The 11,302-nt window shown below is 68.4% G+C and carries 9 protein-coding genes and 1 pseudogene; 4 read left to right on the top strand and 6 right to left on the bottom strand.

Annotation, left to right across the window (positions count from 1 at the left end; genetic code table 11):
* The 4 genes and pseudogenes from KBZ12_RS03070 to KBZ12_RS03055 form a co-directional block, all read right to left on the bottom strand.
* A pseudogene (locus KBZ12_RS03070) lies at positions 1–1,794 on the bottom strand (hypothetical protein); the annotation flags it as partial.
* Positions 1,795–2,003: 209 nt separating this feature from the next.
* Positions 2,004–2,630, bottom strand: coding sequence for a dephospho-CoA kinase (gene coaE / locus KBZ12_RS03065; RefSeq protein ID WP_254956250.1), 627 nt, complete (start codon positions 2,628–2,630; stop codon positions 2,004–2,006).
* A complete protein-coding gene (locus KBZ12_RS03060; RefSeq protein WP_254956249.1) occupies positions 2,627–3,310 on the bottom strand; it encodes a zf-TFIIB domain-containing protein in 684 nt (227 codons plus the stop codon). The genes coaE and KBZ12_RS03060 overlap by 4 nt, the downstream gene beginning before the upstream one ends.
* The gene (locus KBZ12_RS03055; protein ID WP_254956248.1) at positions 3,307–4,137 is read right to left on the bottom strand and encodes an SPFH domain-containing protein; all 831 of its coding nucleotides are present in this window, start codon (positions 4,135–4,137) and stop codon (positions 3,307–3,309) included. The genes KBZ12_RS03060 and KBZ12_RS03055 overlap by 4 nt, the downstream gene beginning before the upstream one ends.
* 130 nt (positions 4,138–4,267) lie before the next feature.
* Between KBZ12_RS03055 and argJ the strand changes: the two genes are divergently transcribed.
* The 4 genes from argJ (at position 4,268) to KBZ12_RS03035 (ending at position 8,213) form a co-directional block, all read left to right on the top strand.
* Entirely contained in the window at positions 4,268–5,503 is a 1,236-nt protein-coding gene (argJ, locus tag KBZ12_RS03050; RefSeq protein WP_261359747.1) for a bifunctional glutamate N-acetyltransferase/amino-acid acetyltransferase ArgJ, read from the top strand.
* A gap of 70 nt (positions 5,504–5,573) precedes the next feature.
* Positions 5,574–6,146, top strand: a complete 573-nt coding sequence (locus KBZ12_RS03045; protein ID WP_254956246.1) for a hypothetical protein — start codon at positions 5,574–5,576, stop codon at positions 6,144–6,146.
* A gap of 34 nt (positions 6,147–6,180) precedes the next feature.
* Complete coding sequence (locus KBZ12_RS03040; RefSeq protein ID WP_254956244.1) at positions 6,181–6,525, top strand: hypothetical protein; 345 nt, start codon at positions 6,181–6,183, stop codon at positions 6,523–6,525.
* Positions 6,525–8,213: an AarF/ABC1/UbiB kinase family protein gene (locus KBZ12_RS03035; RefSeq protein ID WP_254956243.1), complete on the top strand. Its 1,689-nt coding sequence runs from the start codon at positions 6,525–6,527 to the stop codon at positions 8,211–8,213. The genes KBZ12_RS03040 and KBZ12_RS03035 overlap by 1 nt, the downstream gene beginning before the upstream one ends.
* A gap of 145 nt (positions 8,214–8,358) precedes the next feature.
* Here KBZ12_RS03035 and KBZ12_RS18610 read toward each other — a convergent pair whose 3' ends face one another.
* Positions 8,359–9,381 carry a GMC oxidoreductase gene (locus tag KBZ12_RS18610; RefSeq protein ID WP_396100507.1) on the bottom strand — a complete coding sequence of 341 codons (1,023 nt, stop codon included), beginning with the start codon at positions 9,379–9,381 and terminating at the stop codon, positions 8,359–8,361.
* A 580-nt stretch (positions 9,382–9,961) separates the two neighbouring features.
* Positions 9,962–11,263: an aldo/keto reductase gene (locus KBZ12_RS03025; RefSeq protein ID WP_254956241.1), complete on the bottom strand. Its 1,302-nt coding sequence runs from the start codon at positions 11,261–11,263 to the stop codon at positions 9,962–9,964.
* Positions 11,264–11,302 lie beyond the last annotated feature (39 nt).

Here is an 11,302-nt window from a genome sequence, read left to right as displayed (position 1 = left end):
GGCGGCACCGCTGTCGCTGTAGGTGTCGTAGCCGGAGAAGGTGTAGGGCTGATCGGGCACCCAGTTTGGATTGGCGCCGCTGACGAGGAAGGTGTCGCCGCCGCCACCGCCATCGAGGGTGTCTTCGCCGAAGCCACCGTCGAGGATGTCGGCGCCGCCGCCGCCGCGCAGGATGTCGTTGCCCCAGCCGCCATCCAGCAGGTCGGAGCCGCCGCCGCCATCGACGAGGTCATTGCCCCCGCGGGCGAGCACCTGCTCGCTCTCCCCATTGCCGACGATTGTCTCGCCCGCTTCGCTGCCCAGGGTGAGACGGCGATCGGAGAGGAAATAGTTCAGCCAACCGGAAACATCGCTGAGCGACTGGTTGGTATCGCCGTCCTCATTGAGGAAGTTTTCGCCGCGGATCTCGAAGCCGAAGTGATAAATGCCGTCGGCGACAGCGTTCACCAGGTTCTGGCCGAAGAACTGGGTGGTGGCGCCGTCGTTCTGGATCAGGTGGAAGCCGGTTTCGCTGCCGTTCTCATCGTCACCGTGCGCCTGCACGAACGCCTCATACCGGTTCTCGCGCACCCAGCGGTTGATCACCCGCAGGTCGTTGCGGCTGATCCAGCCGTCGAGATTGACGTCGGTGGCGCTGACCGCCTCCAGCAGGATCTGGTTGAGTTGGTTGGCGGCCGCCAGACCATTGTTGATGTCCAGAGCGGCGGTGTGGCGAGACAGGCCGGGATCCAACCGAATCCAGTCCACCATCCGATCAAGACCGCTGCCGGTGGTGGAGGGATCGCCGTAGTAGTAGGAGATCCACTCGGCTACATCGCTGACGCGGGCGTTGGCGTCGCCGTCCTCGTTCTGGAAGCGCCCGTCGGCGTTGATCGTGAACCCGATATGGAAAATGCCATCGAAGATGGTGTTGATGGCGTTCTGGCCGAAGAGGTGGGTGTTGCCCCCATCGTTTTGCACGAGGTGGTAACCGGTCTCGCTGCCGTTTTCGTCATCGCCGTGCCGCTCCACGAATCGTGCGTAGCGATTCGGGTCGCTCTGGATCCAGCCGTTGATCCAACGCACTTCAGCTGCGCTGAGGCGTGTGCCATCGCCATCGGCCTTGTCTGCGGCCTGGAGGGCGGCGATTCCGTCTTGGATCAGGTGGTTGAGGTCATTGGCGGCCTGGGCCCCCCCTTGGATTTGCGTCCAGGGGATCGAAGCCTGCAGGCCAGGATCCGCCACGATCGTCTCGACGATGCGGTCGAGGTCGCTGCCCGTGTCGGCCAGATCCACCTTCAGGGCGGTGAGCCAACGGGCCACATCGGTGAGGGTGGCGTTGTCGTCGCCGTCCTCGTTGGTGAGGCGAGTGCCGTTGGCGCTGAGCGGAAACCCGATGTGATAAATCCCGTCGAGCACCGTGTCGATCAGGGCGCGGCCATCGAACTTGCGGTTGCCGCCATCGTTCTGGATGGTGTGGAAGCCCGTCTCCGTTTCGTTCTCATCGTCGCCGTGCAGCTCCTGGAAGCGCTGCAGGCGCTCCGGATGGGCGGGATCGCGGAACCAGCCGTTGAGGTCCACGATTTCTGCGGGGGTCAGCACCGCTTTGTCGAGGGCGCCGATGTCCCTCAGGCCCTCTGCCAACAGCTGGTTCAGCCCGTTGGCGGCGGCGATGCCGGTGCGGATCGAACTGGCTTCGTTCGCGCCGGCCAGGCCGGGATCGCGGGCAATCCAGCCCTGGGTCTGATCCAGGCCAGTGCCGCTGCTGCCGACGGGGTGATCGCGGAAGGGGGAGTAGCTGGTGACGGGGCTCATGGTCGGGCTGGCAAGGGCAAGGGCAAGGGGAGGGGAAACCCGGAAAGACCTGGCAATGGCGGCCGCCATCGGGCTTGCGCTTCATGCCGATATCCCAGGTCTGTAATGTAAGGCCGATCAGGAAGGCCGATCAGAAGTTTCCCGCGTTTTTCGCGAAGGTTCTTGATCAATCTTTCAGTAACCTTTCTTTCTTCTGGTTCCGGCTCCGTTCAGGTCGTCCCGGGGCCTTGCGCGCGCAGCCGCCCCGATACCCGCTCCCACAGCCGCTCCGACAGTTGTGCGGCGCTGCCCCGGTTGTCGATCACCACATCCGCCAGGCCCCGCTTGCGCGCGAGCGGCCACTGGGCGGCCAGCCGCCCCCGGGCCTCCTCCTCCCCCAGGCCATCCCGGACCATCAACCGCTGCAGCTGCTGGTCCTCCTCACAGTCCACCAACCACACCTCGCTGCAGAGCGCCTCCAGCTCCGCCTCGAAAAGGAGGGGAACCATCAGCACCACCGTCGGCGCGTCCGCCAGCGCCGCCAGCTCCCGCTCGAACCGCTGCCGCACCAGCGGGTGCACCAGCGCCTCCAGCCAGCGCCGCTCCTCCTCGTTCGCGAAAACGATCCGGCCCAGGGCGGCCCGATCCAGGCTCCCCTCCGGCTCCCCCGCCACCGCCCCCCCATAGCGCGCCAGCACCGCCTCGGTGGCCGGCTGGCCCGGCGCCAGGGCCTCGCGGGCGAACTGATCCGCATCCAGCACCAGCAAGCCCCGGGCGGCCAGCAGCGCCCCCACGGTGCTCTTGCCGGTGGCGATCCCGCCGGTGAGGCCGATGCGGCGCTGCGCCGGCCGGCTCATCGCCGTTCCCCCCAAAGCAGCCGTCCCAGCACGGCCAGCAGATCGTCCTCCAGCCCCGTCCGCCAGGGGCCGTCCGCCCCGCTGGCACCGGAGGCCGCCAGGGCCGCCCGCTCCGCGGCATCCCGCCGCCGCTGCCGCTCCTCCGCCTCCCGGGCCTCGGTTTCCCGTTCCTGATGGCGCAGACCTCCACCGGCCCGGGTCCACTCCAGCAGCTGCCGCAGTTCGCCCGCATCGAGCCAGGTGCCGTGGCTGCAGCAGCGATCCACGATCACGCCGCTGCGCCGGCCGAACAGGCTGCGGTTCATCATCTCGCAGCAGGCCGGGCAGCGCCGGTAGCGCAGGCTGCCCGGCCTGCTGCGGGGGTTCTCCGCCAGACGGTTCAGCAGGGGGGTGTCGATCTCCCACACCGGACCCACCGCCTGGCTGAGCAACTGTTCGAGCGCTCCTCGCTCCACGAACATCCCCAGGCAGACGGGGCAGCGATCGAGGGGCAGGTCGGCCGCCGCAGCGATCCGGATCGTCTCCAGGGGGCCGTGGCCCTCCGGGCAGCAGAGATCGGGCCGGTAACCGTCGCTGCCGGCGCGGGCCCAGCCCTGCAGATCCACGTCCACCCGGCTGCCGCAGTAGCTGCAGTGCAGATCGCCAGCCGTCAGCGGGGCGGAGCAGCCGGGGCAGTTCATGCCGGCTCCTGCGAAGGAGGCGTCAGGGCCGAAGCCGAGAGGGGCGGGGGCAGGGGCGGTTTCGCTGCCCCGCTCCCCGCGGCCGGCTCACCGCTGAGGGCGCGGCTGCTGCGCCGGTCGAGAGCCGCCTCCACCTCCGGCGGCAGGGTGAGGTTCTCGATCAGCAGGGTGGGCAGCTCCAGGCCGTACTCCTGCACCTCCTCCGCCAGCCGCAGCCGCAGTTCGCGGGCCAGTTCGTCGTAGTGGCCGGCAAGGCTGGTGATCGGGTGCTCGGCCTTCCCCAGCAGGTCGGCCAGGCGGCTGACGATCAGGTTGCGCAGCTGCTCGCTGATGTCGTCCAGCCCGAAACGGCTCCGGCTGCCGCTGATCTCCCGCACCAGCCAGCCGGGGTCGTTGACCCGCAGGGTGTAGGTGCCGAAGCCCCGCAGCCGCACCGGCCCGAGCTCGGGGTCGCGCACGATCAGCGGATGGCGGGTGCCCCAGCGCAGATCGGTGAACAGGCGGGTGGCCACGAAGATCACTTCCGCCTTGAACGGGCTCTCGAAGCCGTAGGGCAGGCAGAGGAGGTTGGTGAGCAGCGGCAGGTTGCGGGTGCTGAGCTGGTGGCGACCCGGACCGAAGCCATCGGCGATCCGCCCCTCGTTCACGAACACCGCCCACTGCCCTTCGCGCACGATCAGCTGGGCGCCCATGCGGATGGCGCCCCCCTGACGATCAAAGCGCCACACCAGGGTGTCCGCTCCCGCGCCGCCGGCGGGCGGGTCGTCGTGCGTCCATTCGATGACGTCGATGAAGGTGCTCCGCACCCTCTGCCAGAGCCGGTCCATGGGCGGTCGCTCCGGGACGGCGATTGAACGATTCAGGCTAGGAAACGGGGCGGCCGCCGGCCTGCGGGCGGCACGAAGGCACGGGGCGAGAGGATGGGCCGATCCGTCCCGCTGCCCCGTGACCGCTGCGTTGTCGTCCGCCTCCGCCTGGCAGCCCATTGCCGGGGGCCTCACCGCCCCGGCCGGATTCCTGGCCGCCGGCATCACCGCCGGCCTGAAACCCTCGGGCAATCCCGACCTCTCGCTGCTGCTGGCCCCCGAGGGGGCGGTGTGCGCCGGCACCTTCACCCTCAGCCGGGTGCGGGCGGCCTGCGTGGATCTCTGCGCCGAGCGGCTGGCGGCTACCGGCGGCCATGCTCGGGCGGTGCTCACCAACTCCGGCCAGGCCAACGCCTGCACCGGTGAGCGCGGCCTCAGCGACAGCCTCGCCGCCACCGCCGCCCTGGCCCGGCGGCTGGAGCTGGGCGAGCAGGAGGTGCTGATCTGCTCCACCGGCGTGATCGGCGTGCCGATCCCGATCGACATCCTCGAGGCGGGGCTGGATCCCCTGGTGGCGGCCCTCTCGAGCGAGGGCGGGGCCGCGGCCGCCCAGGCGATCCTCACCACCGACCTGGTGGCCAAGGAGATCGCCCTGGAGGCCCACCTGGGCGGCCGCCGGGTGCGGATCGGCGGCATGGCCAAGGGCTCGGGGATGATCCACCCCGCCATGGCCACGATGCTGGGCTATCTCAGCTGTGATGCCGGCGTGCCGCCTCGGGAGTGGCAGGCGATGGTGCGGCGGGCGGTCGACCGCTCCTTCAACGCGATCACGGTGGACGGCGACACCAGCACCAACGACACGTTCCTGGCGTTTGCCGCCGGCGAGCCCCTAGGCCCGGAGCACTGGGAGGCGCTGGAGGCCGGCCTGACGGCGGTGTCGCAGCATCTGGCACGGGCGATCGCCCGCGACGGCGAGGGCGCCACCTGCCTGATCGCGGTGCGGGTGGAGGGCGCCGCCGATGAGTCCGGCGCCCGCGCCATCGCCCGCACCGTGGCCGGCTCTTCGCTGGTGAAGTGCGCCGTGCATGGCCGCGATCCCAACTGGGGCCGCATCGTGGCCGCCGCCGGCCGGGCCGGGGTGGCCTTCGATCCGCAGGCCGTGGCCCTGTGGCTGGGGGAGCACCAGCTGATGGCGGCAGGCCAGCCCCTGGCCTTCGACCGCCCGGCCGCCTCCGCCTACCTGAAGGCCCGGGCCGCGGGCGCTTACCTGGTCGACGACACGGTGGCGATCCGCCTGCGGGTCGGGGACGGCCCCGGCAGCGGCAGCGCCTGGGGCTGCGACCTCTCCGATCAGTACGTGCGCATCAACGCCGATTACACCACCTGAGCCCACTGGCTGGCCCTCACGGGTGCCGGGGCCACGCCTGGGCAAGATGGCAGTGACTGCGCTGACGTCGATGGTCACGGCCAGGCCCTCCTCCCCGCCCAGCGGGGCCCCCCCCAGCGGGCCCCGTGCCCGCGCCGGAACCCGCCCTGGCTGGGACTGGCGGGTCTGGTTGATCGTGGGGCTCTGCTTTGGCCTCGGCTACGCCGCCAGTCTCCGGCTGCTGACTCTGGGCGGTGAGGAGGAGCGGGGCAATCGCCAGCGCTTCGATGTGCAGGCCGCCCCCGGCACAACGCTGGAATCCCTGCGCCAGCGTTACGGCGGTGAGGCCCGGGAGATTCGCGGTGACCTCGACCTGATCGACCTGGAGCAGCAGCAGAAACAGGAGCAGGCCGACCTCGAGGAGCGGCGGCGGGCCATGGAGGAGCGCGAAGCGCAGGAGCGGCAGCGGTTGCTCGAGCCGAGCGAGGATCCCCTTCAGGGCGACCAGCCGGCCGCTCCTGGGGCCATCGAAGCCGCCCCCCCACTGACCCCCTCCCTGCCGGCGCCACGGACACCGCCGGCCCGCGAGCGCGAGGCTGCCGGTCCCGCACCTGTGGCTCCGCCTCCGCTGAGTGCCCCACCGGCTCCCGGAAACCAGCCCTGATCTGCCACAGTTCGGTGACTCCTCCGGCCTTGTCATGAGCGCGCCGCAGTCCCTTGCCATGGCGGCCATGAACCGCCTGGCCGCCCGCCTGGGCAGCGGCCTGGCCGATGCGGCGGCCTCCCTGGCGGTGCTCGCCCAGGACGCTCCCGCCCGGGTGCAGCAGGAACTCAGCCTGTTCTGGGAAGAGGTGGCCATGGAAGCCGAACGCATCGAGAACGACCGCAGCGCAGCGGCGGCCCCAGGAAGGGGCGGCACCGCCGACGACCCCCAGGAGCGGATCGATGCCCTGCGGGCCAAGGTGGCCGAACTCACCAGACGCCTTGATCAGGTCCCAGCCGCCACCCCCGATGGTCCGCCGCGGTCTCCGGGGCAGGCCTGATGGCGGCCCTCTCCACCCCCGGGATCCTGCTGTCCCGCCTCTGGCGATCGCTGCGCATCTGGCGCCTCGTGATCCAGCTGCTGTTCGGCCTCTGGTGGGACGCCCGGCCCTGGACCTACCCGGGCGGACGCACCCCTGAACGCCAGGCCGCTCGCCAGCGCCGCCGGGCCCGCTGGCTCACGGCCCAGTTCCTTGAGCTCGGCTCCGCCTTCATCAAGCTCGGCCAGCTGCTGTCGGCCCGCCCCGATGTGCTCCCCGCCGATGTGGTGGAGGAGCTTGCCCATCTGCAGGATCGGGTGCCGGCGTTCCCCTTCCCGGTGGTGGAGTCCCTGCTGGAGCAGGAACTGGAGGAGCGGCGGGCGGAGATCATCGATCTGGAGGTCGATCCGCTGGGGTCGGCCAGCCTGGCCCAGGTGCACCGGGCCAGCCTGCGCAGCGGCCGTCAGGTGGTGTTCAAGGTGCAGCGGCCGGGGCTGGAGCGGCTGTTCCGGCTGGATCTGGAGGTGCTGCAGCAGGTGGCGGCAGTGGTCCAGCGCCATCCCCGCTGGGGTGCCGGCCGCGACTGGGTGGGCATCGCCAAGGAGTGCCGGCGCGTACTGCTGAGGGAGCTGGATTTCCGCCTCGAGGCGGAGCACGCCGCCCGTTTCCGCCAGCAGTTTCTCGATGACCCCGGCATCCGTATTCCGGCGGTGATCTGGGAACTGAGCTCCCGCCGGGTGCTCTGCCTCGATTACGTGCCCGGCATCAAGATCAACGACCGCGAGGCCCTCGTCCACGCCGGCATCGATCCGGCGGCCGTCGCCGAGAAGGGGGCAGCCAGCTACCTGCAGCAGCTGGTCCGCTTCGGCTTCTTCCACGCCGATCCCCATCCCGGCAACCTGGCGGTGGCCGCCGACGGGGCGTTGATCTATTACGACTTCGGCATGATGGGCCAGATTTCCGAGCGGCTGCGCAGCCGGCTCGGGCGGATGGTGCGGGCCGCGGCGGCCAGGGACGCCTCCTCCCTGGTGGACGAGCTGCAGCAGGCCGGGCTGATCGCCGCCGGCATCGACCAGGGGCCGGTGCGGCGGCTGGTGCGGGTGATGCTCACCGAGGCCCTCACGCCACCCTTCAGCGCCAACGTCATCGACAAGCTCTCCGGTGACCTCTACGAACTTGTCTACGGCCAGCCGTTCCGGCTGCCGCCGGAGCTCATCTTCGTGATGCGGGCCCTCTCCACCTTCGAGGGGGTGGGCCGCAGCCTGGATCCGGGCTTTAGCCTGATCGCCATCGCCCGTCCCTACCTGTTGCCCCTCATGACCGCCAGCGGCAACGGCCCCAACGAACTGTTCAGCGAGCTCTCCCGCCAGGCGGCCGAGGTGGGCAGCCGCGCCTTCGGGATCCCGCGGCGGCTGGACGAGAGCCTGGCCCGCATCGAGCAGGGCGACCTGCAGGTGCAGATCCGTGCCGGCGAGACCGATCGCCTGCTGCGCCGCCTCGCCCTGGCTCAGCAGAGCGCCGGCCAGTCCTTCCTGCTCGGTGCCTTGGCGGTGGCGGCGGCGCTGCTGGCCGCCAGCAGCCGGCCTGCCCTGGTGGCGGTCCCCCTGGTGCTGGGACTGCCGGTGGGTTTCTCCTGGCTGAAGCTGCAGGGCAGGCTCAGCCGCGATGGTCGCTTGGATCAGCTGCCCGGCCGCCAGCCGGGCTCCTGAGTCACCGATCCGCCGACGAAAGCATCCCAGGCGACTCCACCCGTCCTGAAGATAGGGGCGGCGCCGATCCCATGGCTGGGGTTCTCGTCACGGCTGCGATCCGCTCGCCACGATCCTCGTGATAAGGGAACAGGTGCTTTGGGCCTCAGGAATGGTTGAGGACATGATCAGCGGTCCGCAAGGCCAGGGCCAGGGCGGTGTAGCTGGGATTGGACGCACTGCCGGTTGGCAGGATCGAGGTGCCGGCGATGTACAGGTTGTCGATCCCATGCACACGGCCCTGCCCATCCACCACGCCCTCGCTTGGGCTGGCGGCCATTCGGGTCGCCCCCATATGGTGGTAAAGGCTGTAGGCCCTCTCCTTCCAGTTGGCCGAGGGATCCACCAGGTAGGGACTGAGCTCAACCATCGCGATTCCGGCCGGTTCCAGACTGCGTTTCAAGGCATGTCCGTAGGTCTGCAGGGCCTGGAACGTGAGGTCACTGATCAGCCACTTCACCACAGGGCGGAGAAGTCCATAGGCATCGCGCTGTTCACCCAGCGTGATGCGGCTGCCATGGAGAGGCTCGCACTCCGCATTGGCCATCAGGAAGAAACGCCCTTTACGGGGAAGGGCGATTCGATGGTCGATGAAATGGGCGGTCAGCAGGTCAAGGGTCTGCGGTGTTGCGCGAAGCAACCGCCAGAGATCCTTGAAGCTCGCCCGCTGATCCTGCCCATGGCGGTTGCGGCGGAGGAGGGTGCGAAAAATCTTTCTTGCCGAATGTCGCGGCGAGTCATCGGCTTCCTGCACATCAAGATTGCCCGTCACATTGAGCAGGCCATCCCGCCGCTGCAAGGCTTGGGACAGCTGGAGTTTCGGGAGATACTTCTGGTTTCCCGGCACAAAGCTGGCAAACAGGTGGCGAAAAGCCCCCCAATCCTGGGGGATCAAGCGGGCAGCATAGAAACCGACATGGTCCTGGTAGTAGCGTCCCACCAGATCAGCCTGGTTGCCGATCGCACAACCGCCAGGCTGCGGAGAGGCCAGCAGAATGCGGGCATTCTCAATGCCGCCGGCACAGAGCACCACCACCCTGGCGGCCAGGACGGTTTCCCTGCCTTGGGGGCTGCGTATCCGTACCTTGCGGACATGGCGACCATCTTGATCGAGCCCCAGGGAAGCCACCTTTGCATGCAACAGGCAATCCACCTGTCTGGAGCTCTCGATGGGTCGGCGATGGACGGAGGCCAGGTAGGGATGGGGGCTGTACTTCGAGATCATGAGTTCCAGATCCCGGCCGTGCTGGAAGGGGGCCGTCACCTTTTCCGATCGCCACAGATCCGCATCAAACGGCAATGGGCTCAAGCCAAGGAACCGGTCGGCGGCTGGATAGAAACGATTCAGTTCCTCCCAGTCGACCGGCCACCCGTCCAGTTCCGGCAGGAAGGGCCGATGGGACAGATCCAGGGGGGTGAAGGGCAGGGCCTGGCCTCCCCAGCGCCGACTGGATCCCCCGAAGCCCCGGGCCCTGGAGGAGGCCACAGCGGAGTGCACATCGCCGCTGTTGGCTTCGGCGGGAACCGATGAAGCGGCTTCCGTATCCACCAGGTCCCCTTCCTCCACCAGCAGGATCCGCCGGCGGCTGTGGGCACTCAGATGGCTTGCCATCGCCAGGGCCATGACGCCGGCGCCAACAATGCAGACATCGATCTCTTCGGGGACTGAATGGTTGGCATCAGCGAAATCGATGAACATATCGATGAAGTCATCCGTGGATGCTTGGGTGTTTCGTCGTCGCCTCCTGGAGCATCTGACCAGCAGCCTCTTGAAAGCCTGCAGCCCTCAGGAGAAGCTGCACATTGTTGCGAATATGGCCTGGCTTGCTGCTTGAAAAGATCACGCAACCTGTGGGGTTCTTGATCAAGGCCACAGTCAGAAGAAAATCGCTGACCAGGCCTGGACGCTTGGGGTCCTGATCGGTGAGGGCTGCCCAGCGTTCAGCGATGCCGTGGAGTGAACTGTCCCCGGATTCCTGACTCACTCGCAATGAACTGTGGGTGAACAGCGGAGCCGTGCCCCGTTGGCGAAACCACTCCGTATCCAGATCGGACCATCCATCGGGAATCTGTACGACCCATGGCAGGGCGGAATGGCTCTCAAGAATGCAACGACTCTGCCAGCGGCCACTGCCGGTGCCATAGTGACGAATTTTGCCTTCCTGTACAAGGGTTTCCAGGCAATCGATGAAGCCCTGATTGAGATAGTCTGCATGGCATTCGTGGAGTAAGTAGTAATCGATGTAATCACTTCCCAGATGGCGCAGGCTCCGCTCCAGTTGGCTGCGGAGCATCGCCGGCGTGTAGGCGATAGCGGGGATGGCCGGCCTCGTCGGGGCGGCGCCTTCTCCAGCGGGGTTGGAGATCCCCGACACCAGCGGGGTAGCGGCTGGCCGGGCGGCAGCGACGGTGGAGCGCCGCTGGAGTGGGATCAGCAGCCGGCGGTTGACCACCCTGGCGAGTGGAATCAGGGGCTTCAGCAGTGCCGGGTGCTGAGGGGGCAGCAGCCCGAACTTGGTGGTGATGGTGAGGCGGTCGCGGCGGGAGCGGGCGAAGTGGCCGACCAGGGTTTCGGCCTCGCCCTGGCCGTAGAGGGGGGCCGTGTCGAAATGGTGGATGCCATGCTCCAGCGCCGCTTCCAGGAGCCGCAGCCGGCCAGAGCGGGTGAGGGCCGCACCCATGATGCCCGAGGTGCCGAAGCCGAAGCGTGATGGCAAGGTGGGTGTCACCGACTGGCGTTCAGACATGCGGGCATTGCTGGAAACTAGCAGCCCCGGATCTGCGGCAGGACGGGATCGGTGGTTGTCCCGAATTCTGGGTTGCATGGACGCAGGAATCACCCATGACGTATGCATGGTTGCTGCTGACCACCGTTTTGCTTCGGGGCTCCCGCATGTGATGGCCTGTGATGCTTGGTTGGATGTGTGTTTGCCCGAGTTCGTGAGGTGAGTGGCCCCACGGGTGGCCTGCCCGTCGTTCCCAGGGGCTGCATGGATGGTCCTGGGATGCACTGCCGGGCAGTGCAATACTTGGCAGTGAAAATTCCCAAG

Origin of the sequence: Cyanobium sp. Cruz CV13-4-11 (assembly GCF_024346055.1) — a bacterium.
GTDB lineage: Bacteria > Cyanobacteriota > Cyanobacteriia > PCC-6307 > Cyanobiaceae > Cyanobium.
This window is presented reverse-complemented; position numbering and strand designations above follow the sequence as displayed.

Bases quoted from the DNA above. Each gene is read 5' to 3' on its own strand.
- coaE (WP_254956250.1), bottom strand. From the start codon at position 2,630: ATGAGCCGGCCGGCGCAGCGCCGCATCGGCCTCACCGGCGGGATCGCC.
- KBZ12_RS03060 (WP_254956249.1), bottom strand. From the start codon at position 3,310: ATGAACTGCCCCGGCTGCTCCGCCCCGCTGACGGCTGGCGATCTGCAC.
- KBZ12_RS03055 (WP_254956248.1), bottom strand. From the start codon at position 4,137: ATGGACCGGCTCTGGCAGAGGGTGCGGAGCACCTTCATCGACGTCATC.
- KBZ12_RS03045 (WP_254956246.1), top strand. From the start codon at position 5,574: ATGGTCACGGCCAGGCCCTCCTCCCCGCCCAGCGGGGCCCCCCCCAGC.
- KBZ12_RS03040 (WP_254956244.1), top strand. From the start codon at position 6,181: ATGAGCGCGCCGCAGTCCCTTGCCATGGCGGCCATGAACCGCCTGGCC.
- KBZ12_RS03035 (WP_254956243.1), top strand. From the start codon at position 6,525: ATGGCGGCCCTCTCCACCCCCGGGATCCTGCTGTCCCGCCTCTGGCGA.